16 protein-coding genes are annotated in these 17,376 nt (G+C 37.7%); 15 read left to right on the plus strand and 1 reads right to left on the minus strand.

Annotated elements, in window-relative coordinates; genetic code table 11:
- Positions 1–4: 4 nt before the first annotated feature.
- The 6 genes from KQI83_RS10225 to KQI83_RS10250 all read left to right on the plus strand — a co-directional run bounded on the left by KQI83_RS10225 (position 5) and on the right by KQI83_RS10250 (position 6,115).
- Positions 5–748 (plus strand): metal ABC transporter ATP-binding protein, encoded by a 744-nt coding sequence (locus KQI83_RS10225; protein WP_216557343.1) that lies wholly within the window; start codon positions 5–7, stop codon positions 746–748.
- A complete protein-coding gene (locus KQI83_RS10230) occupies positions 748–1,560 on the plus strand; it encodes a metal ABC transporter permease (RefSeq protein WP_216557346.1) in 813 nt (270 codons plus the stop codon). The genes KQI83_RS10225 and KQI83_RS10230 overlap by 1 nt, the downstream gene beginning before the upstream one ends.
- Positions 1,561–1,598: 38 nt before the next feature.
- Positions 1,599–2,342 carry a nickel pincer cofactor biosynthesis protein LarB gene (larB, locus tag KQI83_RS10235; RefSeq protein ID WP_216557349.1) on the plus strand — a complete coding sequence of 248 codons (744 nt, stop codon included), beginning with the start codon at positions 1,599–1,601 and terminating at the stop codon, positions 2,340–2,342.
- A gap of 158 nt (positions 2,343–2,500) precedes the next feature.
- Entirely contained in the window at positions 2,501–3,250 is a 750-nt protein-coding gene (locus tag KQI83_RS10240) for a peptidylprolyl isomerase (RefSeq protein WP_216557352.1), read from the plus strand.
- A gap of 21 nt (positions 3,251–3,271) precedes the next feature.
- Positions 3,272–4,408, plus strand: coding sequence for a sporulation integral membrane protein YtvI (gene ytvI, locus KQI83_RS10245; RefSeq protein WP_216557355.1), 1,137 nt, complete (start codon positions 3,272–3,274; stop codon positions 4,406–4,408).
- A 6-nt stretch (positions 4,409–4,414) separates the two neighbouring features.
- The gene (locus tag KQI83_RS10250) at positions 4,415–6,115 is read left to right on the plus strand and encodes a M3 family oligoendopeptidase (RefSeq protein ID WP_216557358.1); all 1,701 of its coding nucleotides are present in this window, start codon (positions 4,415–4,417) and stop codon (positions 6,113–6,115) included.
- A 78-nt stretch (positions 6,116–6,193) separates the two neighbouring features.
- On the opposite strand, the gene KQI83_RS10255 is transcribed toward KQI83_RS10250, so the two are convergent.
- Entirely contained in the window at positions 6,194–7,528 is a 1,335-nt protein-coding gene (locus KQI83_RS10255) for a polysaccharide biosynthesis protein (protein ID WP_216557364.1), read from the minus strand.
- A 167-nt stretch (positions 7,529–7,695) separates the two neighbouring features.
- Between KQI83_RS10255 and KQI83_RS10260 the strand changes: the two genes are divergently transcribed.
- From KQI83_RS10260 to KQI83_RS10300, 9 genes are all read left to right on the plus strand, one after another.
- The gene (locus KQI83_RS10260) at positions 7,696–8,127 is read left to right on the plus strand and encodes an RrF2 family transcriptional regulator (protein ID WP_216557367.1); all 432 of its coding nucleotides are present in this window, start codon (positions 7,696–7,698) and stop codon (positions 8,125–8,127) included.
- Positions 8,128–8,138: 11 nt separating this feature from the next.
- Entirely contained in the window at positions 8,139–9,320 is a 1,182-nt protein-coding gene (nifS, locus tag KQI83_RS10265) for a cysteine desulfurase NifS (RefSeq protein ID WP_216557371.1), read from the plus strand.
- A 26-nt stretch (positions 9,321–9,346) separates the two neighbouring features.
- The gene (gene nifU / locus KQI83_RS10270; protein ID WP_216557374.1) at positions 9,347–9,784 is read left to right on the plus strand and encodes a Fe-S cluster assembly scaffold protein NifU; all 438 of its coding nucleotides are present in this window, start codon (positions 9,347–9,349) and stop codon (positions 9,782–9,784) included.
- Between the two features lie 3 nt (positions 9,785–9,787).
- Positions 9,788–10,864: a tRNA 2-thiouridine(34) synthase MnmA gene (gene mnmA, locus KQI83_RS10275; RefSeq protein ID WP_216557377.1), complete on the plus strand. Its 1,077-nt coding sequence runs from the start codon at positions 9,788–9,790 to the stop codon at positions 10,862–10,864.
- A gap of 170 nt (positions 10,865–11,034) precedes the next feature.
- Positions 11,035–11,592, plus strand: a complete 558-nt coding sequence (locus tag KQI83_RS10280; protein ID WP_216557380.1) for a M48 family metallopeptidase — start codon at positions 11,035–11,037, stop codon at positions 11,590–11,592.
- Between the two features lie 98 nt (positions 11,593–11,690).
- Entirely contained in the window at positions 11,691–12,194 is a 504-nt protein-coding gene (locus KQI83_RS10285; RefSeq protein WP_216557384.1) for a MarR family winged helix-turn-helix transcriptional regulator, read from the plus strand.
- Complete coding sequence (locus KQI83_RS10290) at positions 12,175–13,926, plus strand: ABC transporter ATP-binding protein (protein WP_216557387.1); 1,752 nt, start codon at positions 12,175–12,177, stop codon at positions 13,924–13,926. Before KQI83_RS10285 ends, KQI83_RS10290 begins: the two co-directional genes overlap by 20 nt.
- A complete protein-coding gene (locus KQI83_RS10295) occupies positions 13,926–15,833 on the plus strand; it encodes an ABC transporter ATP-binding protein (RefSeq protein WP_216557390.1) in 1,908 nt (635 codons plus the stop codon). The genes KQI83_RS10290 and KQI83_RS10295 overlap by 1 nt, the downstream gene beginning before the upstream one ends.
- Positions 15,834–15,926: 93 nt before the next feature.
- Positions 15,927–17,234: a methyl-accepting chemotaxis protein gene (locus tag KQI83_RS10300; protein ID WP_253295584.1), complete on the plus strand. Its 1,308-nt coding sequence runs from the start codon at positions 15,927–15,929 to the stop codon at positions 17,232–17,234.
- The last annotated feature ends 142 nt before the right edge of the window (positions 17,235–17,376 follow it).

Below are 17,376 nucleotides of genomic sequence, written 5' to 3' on the forward strand. Positions count from 1 at the left end.
CGTTTTGCGTAAAATTATAAAACCTTGTGGGTTACATTGCATTAAGGTAAATCATCTTGGCGTGACATTAGGTGGACAGGAGATTTTAAAAGACATTAATCTTCATATTCATTGTGGAAGTCTAAATGCTATTATTGGTCGAAATGGTGCAGGAAAATCCACCTTGATACGAGCAATTTTAGGAGACATTCCCCATAGTGGTAATATTGAATTTAAAGATAGTGAAAATGGCAGAATTCAGAAGCTAAAGATTGGATATGTGCCACAGTCTTTAAATATCGAAAAACAAACACCGGTCAGCGTATATGATATGATAGCAGCGTATCAGAGTAATGTACCGGTATTTGCAGTAAAAAGCCACAAGCAGCGGGAACGTATCTTGGAACATTTACAAGTATTTGAGGCAGAATATTTGATAGATAAGCAGGTATGCAATCTGTCAGGTGGAGAATTGCAAAGAGTAATGTTGTCTATGGCAATTATGGATGAACCGAACTTATTAATTTTAGACGAGCCGGTTTCGGGAATAGACCAAAACGGTATGGAACTTTTTTATAAAACCATATACCAGTTAAAAGAAAATTATGATTTAGCGGTAATTCTTATTTCCCATGATTTAGAATATGTAAAACGCTATGCAGACAAAGTAGTGTTGTTGGATGGAACAATTTTAAAACAAGGTAATGTAAAAGAGGTATTTTCCAGTGGGGAATTTACAAGAGTATTTGGCAAAAAGGAGGAGATATAATGGAAATTTTCTCTTGGTTGCAATATGATTTTATGAAATATGCTTTTATAGCAGTTTTAATTATTACCCCATTGTTTGGCATGATGGGAACTATGATTGTAAGCCGTAAAATGGCGTTTTTCTCAGACGCATTAGGACATTCCGCATTGACAGGAATTGCCATTGGCGTGGTGCTTGGCGTAAACAATACCAATATATCTATGATATTGTTTGCCATTGTGTTTGCTATATTGTTAAATCAGTTAAGCAGTAAAGTAGTAGCATCTACAGATACAGTGATTTCGGTATTTTCCTCTTGTAGCATGGCAATAGGACTTGCAATTTTGTCAAAGGGTGGAAATTTCAGTAAGTATTCCAGTATCTTAGTAGGAGATATTTTAAGTATTACACCTACCGAAATTATATATTTGATTGTAATTTTTGCGATTACACTGGGATTTTGGATACTGGGATTTAATAAGCTGTTGGCAGTAAGTTTGAATCGAACGTTAGCAAAGAGCAGACATATTCCCGTAAAACTAATGGAAAATTTGTTTGCAGTGTTGACGGCATTAATTGTTATGGTATCCATTAAGTGGGTAGGAATTTTAATTATTAATGCACTGTTAATTCTTCCGGCAGCAGCCAGTCGGAATATTTCGGAAAATATGAGAGAGTACCATTTCTTTTCAATAGTATTTTCTATGTTTTCCGGAGTAGCAGGACTTATTATCTCATATTATACCAATGTGGCAACCGGTCCAATGATTGTAATTATTGCATCTATTATTTACTTTGCAACTTATTTATGGGGCAGAAAACATAATATGTAGCAGGTCACATACTTTATAGCAGATAGGAAGTGGGGAAGTTGGAAACAAAAGAAATACTGGAAAAAGTTCGTTGTGGAGAAATATCCATAGAGGAAGCAGAACGACATTTCAAAAAGCAACCATATGAAGAAATGGGATTTGCAAAGTTAGATGTACACAGAGAAGTGCGTACAGGATTTCCGGAAGTGATTTATTGCGCAGGAAAAGCAGATGATTATCTGGTATCTATTTATCAGAAAATGTTTGAAATGTATGGTGAAGTATTCGGAACGAGAGCAAGTGAACATCAATACGAAATAGTAAAAGAAGTATTACCACAGATTACCTATGACAAGATATCACGAATCCTCAAGATTGAAAAGACGGATAAAGTGTATATTGGAAGTATTGCAGTTTGTTCTGCCGGAACAGCAGATATTCCGGTGGCAGAAGAAGCAGCGCAGACAGCAGAGTACTTTGGTGCCCATGTGGAAAGAGCTTATGATGTAGGTGTTTGTGGAATTCATCGTTTGCTGGCAGAGCTGGATGTGGTTCAGGAAGCGAATTGTGTTGTAGCAGTAGCCGGAATGGAAGGAGCATTAGCAAGTGTTATCGGCGGCTTAGTTAGCAATCCGGTAATTGCAGTGCCAACTTCCGTAGGATATGGAGCAAGTATGAATGGAATTTCAGCGCTGCTCACTATGATTAATTCCTGTGCCAATGGAATTGCTACGGTCAATATAGATAACGGTTATGGAGCAGGTTATTTGGCAGCGCAGATTAATCGTTTGGCAGAAAAATAAAATTTTTCTAAAAAAAGTATCTTTTTCTTAAAAATAAAGGAAAAGGTACTTTTTTCTTTACGAACATACTTTGATATGTTAGAGTAGAAACAGGCGAAAAAACAGAATTTCCCAAGTATTTAATAGAAAGGAAGCGTCAGAGCACGCGTAGAAAGAACATGAGTGAAAAAGTTTTAGCAGTAGCAGCAGGACATGAAATTACCGAAGGAGAAGTAAACGATTTAATTAAAAATTATCCACCAGAGCAGCAGATTTATATGTCTAGTCCACAGGCAAAGCAGCAGGTGTTAGAGCAGATTATTGCATTCCATTTATTTCATCAAATGGCAATTGATGAGAAAATTCCAGAATCTAAAGAATATAAAGAAATGATAGAAAAAATGCAGGTAGAATTAGCAAGTCATATGGCAGCTACCAGTGTCATCGAAAACATCAAAGTAGATGAGGCAGAAGAAAAGGCATTCTACGAAGAAAATCCAGACTTATTTGTAGCAAAACCACAGGTAAATGCAAAACATATTTTAGTAGATAGTGAAGATTCTGCAAATGATATTGCAAAGGAAATTGCAGAAGGACTTGCATTTGAAGAAGCAGCAAAGAAATATTCTACTTGCCCATCCAAAGAACAGGGCGGAGATTTGGGATATTTCTCCAAGGGACAGATGGTACCGGAGTTTGAAAAGGCAGCTTTTGAAGGTGAAGTTGGAAAAGTAATCGGACCAGTACAGACACAGTTTGGTTATCATTTGATTCGTGTAGAGGATAAAAAAGAAGGTTCTACAATTCCATTTGAACAGGTGAAAGATCAGATTCATCAGCAGTTGATTCAGACAAAGCAGAAGGAAGTATATGACGCAAAAGTAAAAGAACTTGAGTCAAAATACGGCGTAGAACGTAAGGACATTTAAAAATAATAAAGGGGTGAAGAGATGAAAAAATCCACCAAATATTTTAAAATTGCACTGAATTTGTTGGTAGCAATATTTGTAATTGTAGTATTGTGTGTGTTGGTTCCAAAACTGTTAGTATTTTTTATGCCATTTGTAGTTGGATGGATTATATCTATGATTGCTAATCCACTGGTACGGTTACTGGAACGAAAGTTGAAGGTCGTTAGAAAACATGGTTCTATGATAACGATTATCGGAGTATTGGTAGTTGTTATTTTAGCGGGATATTTAGCGGGAGCTAAGTTAGTATCAGAGACTGTCAATATGGTAAATGGACTTCCTAAGATATATGACAATTTCAAAGAAGAATTTGAAGAAATTGGAAATAATATGCAAGGATTTTATGATAAACTGCCGGCTAATATGCAGAAAAATATTTCGGAAGTGACGGATAATTTATCAGGATATTTGAGTGGAGCAGTAAAAGCAATCGGTCAGCCAACTTTTGAGGCAGCAGGAAATTTTGCAAAGAATGTTCCGGGAACACTGATTGCTATAATCATGAGCATTTTGTCAGCATACTTTTTTACAGCAGATCGAGACAATATTTTGGCTCTGCTAAAGAAAAGTATGCCGGAAAGTGTGTGGAATCGTTGTTCCGGTGTTATCAATGATTTAAAACATGTAGTGGGCGGCTACTTCAAGGCACAGTTTAAAATCATGGGGGTTGTGTATGTAATTCTTGTGATAGGGCTTTGGATTTTAAAAGTGGACTATGTATTGTTGGTAGCACTGCTTATTGCATTTTTGGATGCATTGCCGTTTTTTGGAACGGGTACTGTATTAGGTCCTTGGGCTATTTTAAAGATATTGTCCAAAGATTATAAAATGGCAGTGGGACTGATTATCTTGTATCTGGTTACTCAGTTGGTTCGTCAGATTATTCAGCCAAAGGTGGTAGGCGATACCATAGGAATGAATCCTCTGGCAACATTGATTTTTATGTATATTGGATACAAGTTTAGCAGTATTATCGGAATGATTGTTGCTGTTCCAATCGGAATGATATTAATTAACCTGTACAAAGCAGGTGTTTTTGATAATCAGATGCGATGTGTAAAAGAATTGGTACATGATATCAATGAATTTCGGAAATTAGATAAAAAGGAGGAGTAGTAGAAAATGGACACATTTAAGTTTGAAGAGATAGAATATGTACGCCCTGATTTTGAGGGAATGAAAAAAGTTTGGGAAGAAGAAACTGAGAAAATCAAAAAGGCAACTTCTTATGCTGAAGTAAAGGATGCCATGGGCAGAATCGAAAAAGCAGAGGGAAATATGTCTACCATGATGAATGTTTGCAGTATTCGAAATACATTGAATACTACAGATGAATTTTACGAAAAAGAGATAGAGTATGTGCAGAATACATATCCAACAGTTATGGAAAGCGCAATGGAATACTATAAGGCAGTCTTGACAAGCTCATTTAGAAAAGACATCGAAGAAGAGTACGGAGAGGAAGTTCTTGTAGCTATGCAGCGTGAGGTAGATAGTTTTAATCCTGCATTGGTTCCTTTTTTACAGAAGGAAGGAGAATTAACTACCAGATATCAGAAAATAATGGCGACAGCACAGATACCGTTCCGTGGAAAAATGTATAACCTTTACGGAATCGAGAAGTTCTTTGAGCATCCGGACCGTCAAATCAGAAAAGAAGCGTTTAAGGCATATTCAGATTTCTATCATGGAAATGAAGCGGAATTAGAAGAAATTTTTGCTGAATTAATTACAGTAAGAAATGAAATGGGAAAGGCTCTTGGAGATGAAAACTTTATCCCATTAGGATATAAACAGCAGGGCAGAAGTGATTATGGACAGGAAGAAGTAGCTTCTTTCCGTGAACAGGTGCGTAAGGAAATCGTACCTCTTTGTGAAAAATTATACAAGGCTCAGGCAAAGCGTATCGGTGTGGATGAAATCAAAGTGTATGATGAAAAGTTTGTGTTCCCGGATGGAAATGCAGAGCCGGCCGGTGATGATGACTATATGATTGAACAGGCAAGAAAAATGTATCATGATATGAGTACGGAAACCGGAGAATTTATAGACTTTATGATTGAGCATCATTTAATGGACTTGAAGAATAAAGAGAACAAAGCATCTACCGGTTATATGACTTTCCTGGTAGATTATAAGGCACCATATGTATTCTCATGCTTTAATCATACCATTTTTGATATGCAGGTATTAAGCCATGAATTAGGTCATGCATTTGCAGGATATCAGGCAATGAGACATCAGCCGATTTCGGCTTATTACAGTGAATCTACAGATATTGCAGAGATTCATTCCATGTCCATGGAACAGTTTGCATATCCATATGCAGAACAGTTTTTTGGAAAAGATGCAGATAAATATCGTTTTGCACATTTACAGGAGGCAATTACATTTGTACCGTTTGGAGTGGCAGTAGATGAATTCCAGCATATTGTATACGCACATCCGGAATTAACACCCAAAGAGCGTACTTATGAATGGCATAAGTTAGAAGAAAAATATATGCCATGGAGAAAGTATGAAGATGATGAGTTTATGGAGCGTGGAGGTTATTGGTATCACAAACTTCATATCTACTTATATCCATTCTATTATATTAACTATACCTTAACGACTATGGGAGCTATGGAGTTCAAAAAGCGTTATGAGGAAAATAGAGAACAGGCATGGAAATATTATTTGAATCTTTGTAATGCAGGTGGAAGTAAGAGCTATTTAGGATTGTTAAAGACAGCAAATCTTTCGGTACCTTTTGAAGAAGGAAGTGTTGCAAAGGCAATTTCCTATGCAAAGGAAATATTGTTAAAAGCAATCGGAGAATAGTATAAGAGTAGCAAAGAAAAGACCAAAGTTTCAGTATTATTTTAGTAAGTGATATTGGACTTCGGTCTTTTTATGATATTACTTATTTTTTCTTGAAAGAACTGCAATAGAAGCCAGAGCCATAACAATCTGACTGATTAAAGTTCCCCAAAGATAGGCCTTGATACCAAATGACGGAATTCCCCATACCACGGAAACAATGCGAAGAGATAATCCTACCATATTCAGGGTAAAGGTAGTGGTTGTTTTTCCAAGTCCATTTAAAATACTACTTAAAGTAGTAGAAAGGTATAAAAAAGGACACATCCATCCAAGGATGACAATAAATGTTCCGGCGAGTTCATTTGCAAACAGAACTTTTCCCATCCAATTTCCCAGAAGAAGAAAAGAAACTGTACAGAGAAATCCAAGAAACAGGCAGTAAAAACAGGTTTTTCGGATAGCGTTTCGAATATAATGTCGGTCTTCTTTTTCCTGAGCTTCTGCGATGGCAGGAAGTAACATTACCGAAACAGAATTGGTAATAACAGAGGGAAACAGAACCATAGGGAGAGCCATACCGGTCAATACACCGTAAACACTTAAGGACTCCGATACGGAATAGCCGTAATTTCGTAGCTGTCCCGGAATCATGGTAGCTTCAATACTTTGTAAAAGATTCACCAGTACACGATTGGCAGAAAGTGGCGTAGACATTAAAAAAATCTGTTTTAAGCCTAAAAGTTTGCTACCATAGCATTTTCCTCTTCCAAGAAAAGAAATGGAATAGAGGACTGCACCAAATTCTCCGGCAACCAATCCCCAAACAGCAATGTTGACAGTAACAGGATAGTGACGTTCCAAACAAATCTGATAAAGCACAAAGACACAGACCACACGAATTACCTGTTCTACAAGTTGTGAGGTGGCAGGAACAAAGGTCTTTTTAAGGCCATAGTAATAACCGTTAATACAGGCATGAATAGCACCAAAAGGAACCGTCAGGGAAAGGATTTCCAATAGAGCCTGGCAACGTGGTTCATCTAAAAAGAATACGGCAAGTGGTGTTGCAAAATGATAAAGAAAAATTGTGCATAAAAAGGATAAAAACAGTGAAAGAATAAGACCAGTAGTCAGGTAACAACGGTCGTTGCACAAACCGGTATTTTGGGATGGAACACCGTTACTGCAAGAAGCAGCAACAGCCTGGGCGGTAAAACGTGAAATGGCAGTTTGAATCCCGGAAACAGTGAGTGAGAAAGTTAAGGCATAAAGTGGAAAAATCAATTGATAAATACCAACACCTTCTGCACCAATTGTCTGGGAAAGGAATATTCTATAAAAGAAACCGATAATTCGTGAAATGAGGCCGGAAATGGTTAAAAGTAGTGTTCCGGTAAGCAGAGGGTGACTTTGTAGGGATTTAGAATTCATACGTCCTCCGAAAGAAAAAAATAGTTCTATTTAATGTATGTAAAAAAATACTTTGAAATGCATGGAACTTATCTTGACATAAAAAACAAAGCGTGGTACTATGCGATTATGTGAAATCCGACTAAAATAGTCGGGTTTTAAAATCTGCTAAAGGCGAGGTGACAGCAGTGAAGTTATCAACGAAGGGAAGATATGGTCTGCGTGCGTTTATTGATCTGGCAGTATGGGGAGAAAATGAACCAATATCTCTTACCAGTATTGCGGAACGGCAGGACATTTCCGTAAGTTATTTAGAACAGCTCATGGCAAAACTGAAAAAGGCTGGTTTAGTAAATAGTATCCGTGGTGTAAACGGTGGATATGTAATTGCAAAACCGGCAGAAGAGATTTCAGTCGGAGATGTTTTGCGAGCGTTAGAGGGAGACCTTGCACCGGTAGAATGTGCGGGAATTGGCAGTGATAAGGCAACAACTCATTGTAATGGTTCTGCACATTGTGTTAGTAAGATTGTATGGAAACGGATTAATGATAGTATTAATAATACCGTGGACAGCATATATATAGGGGAATTGGTTAAGGAAAGCAAAAAAGAACAGTAGAGGTGAATGAAATGGGAAAGATGATATATCTTGACAATGCGGCAACTACAAGAACCGCACCTGAAGTAGTAGAAGCAATGCTTCCATATTTTACAGAGTTTTATGGAAATGCTTCTACTGTGTATGAATTTGGTGGAAAGAGCAAAGAGGCAATTGCAAAGGCAAGAGAGACAATCGCAAATGCCATTGGTGCAAAAGACAATGAAATTTATTTTACAGCAGGTGGAAGTGAGTCTGATAACTGGGCATTAAAAGCAACAGCAGAGGCTTACAAGAGCAAAGGAAAGCATATCATTACCAGTAAGATAGAGCATCACGCAATTCTTCATACCTGCCAGTGGTTAGAACAACAGGGATATGAAGTAACATATCTTGATGTAGATGAAAATGGTTTGGTTAAGTTAGATGAATTGAAAAAAGCAATTCGCCCAGATACAATTTTAATTAGTATTATGTTTGCTAATAATGAAATCGGAACAATTGAGCCGATTGCAGAAATCGGTAAAATTGCAAAAGAACACGACATTTTATTCCATACAGATGCAGTACAGGCATTTGGACAGGTACCAATCAATGTAGATGAAATGAATATTGATATGTTAAGTACCAGTGGTCATAAGTTAAATGGACCAAAGGGTATCGGATTTTTATATATTCGTAAGGGAGTTAAGATTCGTTCTTTCGTACATGGTGGAGCTCAGGAGAGAAAACGTCGTGCAGGAACAGAAAATGTTCCGGGTATCGTAGGATTTGGAAAAGCAGTAGAACTTGCTGTTTCTACAATGAAAGAACGTACCGATAAAGAAATAGAACTTCGTGATTATTTAATTGACAGAGTTTTAAAAGAAGTGCCATTTACCCGTGTAAACGGTGACAGAAAGAATCGTTTGCCAAATAATATAAACTTCTGTTTCCAGTTTATTGAAGGAGAATCTCTGTTAATCATGTTAGACATGAAGGGCATTTGCGGTTCTTCAGGATCAGCCTGTACATCGGGTTCTTTGGACCCTTCTCATGTTTTACTGGCAATTGGATTACCACATGAAATCGCACATGGATCTCTTCGTTTGACTTTAGGAGCAGACACAACCAAAGAAGATATTGATTATACCATTGATGCAATCAAAGATATTGTTGCACAATTAAGAGAGATGTCCCCACTGTATGAGGATTATATCAAAAAATATAGTTAAGAATTACGAAAGTTGGAGGAAAAAACATGTATAGCGAAAAGGTAATGGACCATTTTAAAAACCCAAGAAACATGGGAGAAATCGAAAATGCCAGTGGAGTAGGAACTGTAGGAAATGCAAAATGTGGAGACATTATGCGAATTTTCCTTGATATTGATGATAATGGAATTATCCAAGACGTAAAATTTAAGACTTTTGGATGTGGTGCGGCAGTTGCAACAAGTTCTATGGCGACTGAATTAGTAAAGGGCAAGAATGTGCAAGAAGCATTACAGGTAACAAATAAAGCGGTTATGGAAGCTTTAGACGGACTGCCACCAGTTAAGGTACACTGTTCCTTACTGGCGGAAGAAGCAATTCACGCAGCTTTGTGGGATTATGCAGAAAAGAACGGAATTAAAATCGAAGGATTAGAGAAACCAAAGAACGATATCAGCGAGGGAGAAGAGGAAGAAGAATACTAAAGTATGAAGAAGAAAGTTGTAGTAGGTATGTCAGGAGGAGTAGATTCCTCTGTGGCTGCTTATCTTTTAAAAGAACAGGGATATGAGGTAATGGGAGTTACCATGCAGATATGGCAGGATGAGGAAGAATTTGTGCAGGAAGAAAACGGAGGCTGCTGTGGATTAAGTGCAGTGGATGATGCAAGAAGAGTAGCAGCAACTCTTGAGATTCCTTATTATGTCATGAATTTTAAGAGAGAGTTTAAGGAAAATGTCATGGATTATTTTGTGGCAGAGTACTTGAAGGGACGAACTCCAAACCCTTGTATTGCCTGCAATCGTTATGTAAAGTGGGAATCCTTATTAAAGCGCAGTATGGAAATCGGTGCAGATTATATTGCTACCGGACATTACGCTAAGGTGACCCAGCTTCCAAATGGAAGATTTGCATTACAAAAATCTGTAACGGCAGCGAAGGATCAGACCTACGCACTTTATAATCTTACACAGTATCAGCTTTCTCATACCTTAATGCCGGTGGGAGATTATTCTAAGGATCAGATTCGTGCTATTGCGGAAGAGATAGGATTGCGTACTGCAAATAAACCGGATAGTCAGGAGATATGTTTTGTTCCGGATAATGATTATGCGGGATTTATTGACAGAGAGGCTCCGGGGCAGATACCACCACCGGGAAACTTTGTACTGGCAGATGGTACAGTTATCGGACAGCACAAGGGAATCACTCATTATACAATTGGACAACGTAAGGGACTTGGAATTGCACTTGGAAAACCGGTATTTGTAACGGAAATCCGTCCGGAAACCAATGAAGTGGTGATTGGAAGTAATGATGACGTATTTGGAACCACTGTTTATGCTACAAATCTCAACTTTATGTCTATTCCGGACTTAGAAGGAGAGATGGAAGTAGTTGGAAAGATACGTTATAGTCATAAGGGAGCACCTTGTACCATACGAAAAGTAGAAGAGGATAAGGTGGTTTGTCAGTTTCATGAACCGGTACGGGCAATTACACCGGGACAGGCTGTAGTATTTTATGATGGCGAGATTGTTGTCGGCGGAGGAACCATCATATAGCATAGTAATGTTAATAATTTTAGAGGCTCGAAGTGCAAGAAAAGATGTTATTATAATAGAGTTTGATAAGAAACAAGGATATGTTGCAAGAAAATTGCCATATCCTTGTTTTGGCTCGTTCAAAAGAATTTGTTAGTATAAGGTAATATGAAATAAAAAGGAAAAGAAAAATGGAAATAGAAGTAAAGCGCAGCAATAGAAAAACTATGGTGATTGAGATAACCAATGATGCGAAAGTTTTAGTAAGAGCACCGTATCGTATGCCTATGGCAGAAGTTAAACGGTTTGTATATGAAAAATCTGATTGGATACAGAAACATGTGGAAAAGATGTTGGAAAAACAACAAGAACATTCCGGGCAGGAAAAACTTACAAATGCGGATATTCAAAAGTTAGCGAAAGAGGCACTAGATATATTGCCAAGGAAAGTAGAATATTACGCAAAAATTATTGGAGTTACCTATGGCAGAATTACTATTCGTAATCAAAAGACACGTTGGGGCAGTTGCAGCGCAAAAGGAAATTTGAATTTGAATTGTCTGCTTATGCTGACACCGGAAGATGTGCAGGACTATGTGGTAGTACATGAGTTATGTCATAGAAAACAGATGAATCACTCAAAGCAATTTTGGGAGGAAGTGGAGAAAGTATTACCGGACTATAGGGAAAGAAGAATGTGGTTAAAGGAGCATGGGAGTGCCATAATTGGGAGAATGGGAAAAAAGTAATAGATTTCCTCTTGACATTTTTTTTTATGCGCATATAATAGTTTTGTAACGAACAATTAGCTACCGAACAGTTTGATACAAAACAAAACGGAGGAAAGATGAAACACAAAAGCACACTGGGATATGAAGTAAAAACCCTGGACAACTTGTTTTTCCGTAATCTAATGTCCTATGAAATTGCCAATAATCATATGGATGAAATTACGGTTATGCATGGTTGGATTCTGGCATTTCTTTACGAAAATGAGGGTAAGGACATATTTCAGAAAGATATTGAAGCAGAGTTTTCCATTGCAAGATCTACAGTGACTTGTATCGTGAAATTGATGGAGAAGAAGGGGTATATCAAAAGAGAGTGTGTAGCTCAGGATGCACGGTTGAAAAAATTGGTATTAACGGAAACCGGGCGTAACACACATGAGTTGCATATGGATGATATGGATATTTTAGAGGAACGTTGTAAGCGAAATATAACCAGGGAAGAGCTGAAAACTTTCTGGAAGGTTGCAGAACAGTTAAAACGAAACTTAGAAGAAGACATTGCATCCAATAAAAAAATAGAAAATAAGGAGGAAAATAATTATGGTAAAAACCATACTTAAGCAGGTGAAGGAGTTTAAAAAAGATTCCATTTTAACACCAATATTTATGATTCTGGAAGTAATTCTGGAAACCTTAATTCCATTACTTATGGCGGCTATCATTGATAACGGAGTAGAAAAAGGCGACATGAATTACATATACAAAGTGGGAGCCATTATGGTAGGTCTTGCTGTGCTGGGGCTCATTACAGGTATGCTAGGCGGAAAATACGGAGCAAGTGCTTCTACCGGGTTGGCAAGAAATTTAAGACGAGCTATGTTTGAAAATATCCAGAGTTATTCATTTTCCAATATAGATAAGTTTTCTACAGCAGGATTAGTAACACGTTTAACTACCGATGTAACTAATGTCCAAAATGCATATCAGATGATACTTAGAATGTGTGCACGAGCACCGTTTAGTATGATTTGTGCAATGGTGATGGCATTTTTGATTAATGCTAAGTTAGCAAGTGTTTATCTTATTGCAGTTATTTTGTTAGGAAGTTGCCTGCTATTTATTATGATTAAGGCAACACGTTATTTTAAACAGATTTTTCCTAAATATGATGATTTAAATGCCAGCGTACAGGAAAATGTGTCTGGAATCCGTGTGGTAAAGGCATATGTAAGAGAAGATTATGAAAATAAGCGTTTTACAAAGGCAAGCGGAAATATCTATAACATGTTTAAAAAAGCAGAGTGCATTATCACTTGGAATGCACCACTTATGCAGTTTACCGTATATACCTGTATTCTGTTAATTAGTTGGCTGGGAGCAAAAATGATTGTGGTAAATGGTCTTACCACAGGACAGCTTATGAGCTTACTGACATATTGCATGAACATTTTGATGAATCTTATGATGTTATCCATGGTATTTGTTATGGTAACCATGAGTACCGCAAGTGCGGAACGTATCACAGAAGTACTGAATGAAAAAAGTGATTTGGCAAATCCACAAAATCCTGTAATGGAAGTAAAGGATGGAAGCATTGTATTTGACCATGTTAATTTTGCTTATAGCAAAGACAGTGAAGAACCGGTATTGAAAAATATTAATTTAGATATCCATGCGGGAGAAACAATTGGTATCATTGGAGGAACAGGAAGCGCAAAGTCAAGCTTAGTAAACCTCATCAGCAGATTGTATGACGTAACTGCAGGAAGTGTATCCGTAGGTGGATTGGATGTAAGACAGTATGACATGGAAGCTTTGCGTAATCAGGTGTCAGTTGTATTACAGAAAAATGTGCTGTTTTCCGGAAGCATTTTGGATAATCTTCGCTGGGGCAATAAAGATGCAACAGAAGAAGAGTGTGTTCGTGCCTGCCAGATGGCATGTGCGGATGAGTTTATAGAACGTTTCCCGGATAAATACAATACTCATATCGAGCAGGGCGGAAATAATGTATCCGGTGGACAGAAACAGAGACTTTGTATTGCAAGAGCACTTCTGAAAAAACCAAAGATATTGATTTTGGACGATTCCACCAGTGCAGTAGATACTGCTACAGATAGTAAAATCCGTCAGGCATTTGCAACAGAAATTCCGGATACGACAAAGCTGATTATTGCACAACGTATTTCCAGTGTACAGAATGCAGACCGCATTATCGTAATGGATGATGGAAAAGTAGCAGATTTTGATACACATGAGAATTTATTGAAAAACAGTGAAATTTATCGTGATGTTTATGAATCACAAAACAAAGGGACAGGAGATTTTGATGAGAACGGAGGTGACCAGTAATGCCAGGACCAAGACAACCGCAGGGAGCAAAACCTAAAATTGAAAATCCGGGGAAATTATTTTTACGCTTAATGAAATACATTTTTTCACAATATTTGTGGCATGTAATTCTGGTTGTGATTTTCATTTTTATAGGTGTGCTTGCAAATGTGCAGGGAACTATGTTTATGCAGACACTGATTGATAAATATATTGTGCCAATGATAGGAGCAGAACATCCGGATTTTGGACCATTAGCAGCAGCTATTGGAAGAGTAGCCGTATTTTATGGTATTGGTGTGATATCTACCTGGGCATATAACCGTATTATGGTAAATGTAACGCAAGGAACACTTCGTAACTTGAGAAATGATATGTTTACACACATGGAAAGCCTTCCAATACGATATTTTGATACTCATGCCCATGGAGATATCATGTCTATTTACACCAATGATATTGATACTTTAAGACAGATGATTAGCCAGAGTATGCCACAGTTTTTATCCAGTGTCATTACTATTGTGAGTGTGTTTGTCAGTATGTTGATATTAAATATTCCATTGACTTTGGTAACACTTTTCATGGTAGGAGTCATGTTGTATGCAACAAAGTTTTTTGCAGGAACAAGTAGTCGTTACTTCATTAAACAGCAACAGGATTTAGGTGTGGTAAATGGATATATCGAAGAAATGATGGAAGGACAGAAAGTTGTTAAAGTATTTTGCCACGAAGAAGAAAGTATTAAGGATTTTAATGAGCTGAATGATAAACTCTTTGAGAGTGCAAATAAGGCAAACAGTTTTGTAAACTATTTAGGACCGGTAAATGGACAGCTTGGAAACTTGAGTTATGTAGCATGTGCCATTGTGGGAGGTATTCTTGCATTAAATGGTGTGGGAGGTTTTACCTTGGGAGGACTTGCCAGCTTCCTGACATTTAATAAAAGCTTTAGTATGCCGGTAAATCAGGTCAGCCAGCAGTTTAACAGTGTAGTAATGGCGTTAGCAGGTGCACAGCGAGTATTTAAACTTTTGGATGAAGAACCGGAGAAAGACGAAGGATATGTAACTTTGGTAAATGTAAACAAGAGAGAAGACGGAACACTGGAAGAATCTGAAAAGCGTACCGGACACTGGGCATGGAAACATTTCCATAAGGCAGAAGGAACTACAGATTATATTGAGCTAAACGGAGATGTGGTATTTGACGGTGTGGATTTTGGATATACACCGGAAAAGACAGTATTACATGATGTGAAAATGTATGCCAATGCAGGACAGAAAATAGCATTTGTCGGTTCTACCGGAGCAGGAAAAACAACAATTACCAATTTAATTAATCGTTTTTACGATATACAGGATGGTAAAATTCGTTACGATGGAATCAATATAAACAAGATAAAAAAAGCAGACCTGCGTCGTTCCCTTGGAATTGTATTACAGGATACCCATTTGTTTACCAATACAGTTATGGAGAATATTCGTTATGGTAATTTAAATGCAACCGACGAAGAAGTGATTGCGGCAGCAAAGCTTGCAAATGCAGATGGATTTATCCGTAGACTTCCGGAAGGATACAATACGTTATTGACCGGTGATGGAGCAAACTTAAGTCAGGGACAAAGACAGCTTCTTGCTATTGCAAGAGCGGCAGTCGCCGACCCGCCTGTATTGATTTTGGATGAAGCAACCAGCTCCATTGATACCAGAACAGAACGTTTGGTACAAGATGGAATGGATAAGCTGATGAAGGGAAGAACAACCTTTGTCATCGCCCACAGATTATCAACAGTACGAAACAGCGATTGTATCATGGTATTAGAGCAGGGTAGAATCATCGAACGAGGTACGCATGACCAGTTAATCGAAGAACAAGGAAGATATTACCAGCTGTATACCGGAAAGAAACCGGGATTAGGTGCATAGTAATTAAGGTGAAATATAGTAAGAAACAGGTAGAAATTTGTTGAAAAATGCGCTATGATAAAGGTAATAAAATATGGGATGGAGGAACCGAGGATGAAGCAGGAAAAAAGTCAAAAGTTATTATTCACCCTTACCGGAATCGTAGCGTGTCCAATTATTATAGCAGCAATCATAGCAGTTGTTTTTATGCATTTGGTAAAAGACGGAACGGTATCTGTATTGGTTGGAACAGTAGGAATCATTATTATCATGGTAGCGTTATTCGCAATACTGTTCATAGGAGTTAAATCATTTTTTAATCGTTTTAATAAGATTATAAGTAATCTTGGACAAATTGCCGATGGAACACTGACAATGGAAGAAAATAAGTTGGCAGAGCGTCAGGACGAATGGGGCGATATGATGCGTTCTATGAATGAGTTGGTGGTATCCTTTGCAAAGATTACAACAGCAATTCGAAAGGCAACAGCAGTCTTGAAAGAAGTATCCGGGGATTTTCGTACGTCATTTGACAATATGAATCAATCCATGGAACATGTCAGCACAGAAGTAGAAGCAATTACAGACAACACAGTATCACAGGCAGAAAGAACTCATGAGATGGAACAAAAAGTAAATGATATGAGTAAAGCCATTGATGTGATTGCAGAGAACGTAGAACTTCTTACCAACAGTGCTGATAAAATGAAAGAGTGTAATAAGAATGCAGACAGTATCATGGAAGAATTGGTTTCTATCAGTCAGGCAAGTAGTACTGCCATAGAAAATGTAAGAAATCAGACAGATTTAACTAACCAGTCTGCAATGCAGATTCGTACAGTAACAGAGATTATTGCCGGAATTTCCAGTCAGACCAATCTTTTAGCACTGAATGCAAGTATCGAAGCAGCAAGAGCAGGAGAACAGGGAAAAGGATTTGCAGTAGTAGCAGAGGAGATTCGTACACTGGCAGACCAATCCAGAGAATCATCCGAACAGATTAATGCGATTGTAAATGAACTAATACAGAATTCAAATGTAAGTGTAGATATTACACAGCAGGTATCAGAGGCATTTGTAAAACAAAATGAAAAAATTCAGGAAACAGAGAGTATTTTCACGTCATTAAATACAGAAATTGCTCAGGTAGGAGAATCTATTACAGGTATTAACGCTGAGGTAGGTGGATTACAGAGCTACAAAGAAGCTATGGAAGCAGGTGTTACTGTATTAAACGATGCAGCAGAAAAGAATACAGCTAGTGCTACGGAAACAAGAGATTCTATGGAAGAATTTGAGCAAATGGTGGCTTCCTGCAAAGAATCTACAAAGCAGTTGACCGCAGTAGCAGAGGAGCTGGTAGAAAATATCAGTAAGTTTAATTTAGACACAATTAAGAAAGAAGTAGAAGAACGCTTTTAAACACAATAGAAGAGAATAATGAAAAGTCACTTTTCGTCTTAGGATGAAGAGTGGCTTTTTTTCGCCAGTAGCAATGAAAACGTTATGCGTGCATAAAAATTCAAGGGTGCTAAGTGCCAGTGGCACTTGTTCAGCACTGACC

Origin of the sequence: Roseburia sp. MSJ-14 (assembly GCF_018918225.1) — a bacterium.
Classification (GTDB): domain Bacteria; phylum Bacillota; class Clostridia; order Lachnospirales; family Lachnospiraceae; genus Petralouisia.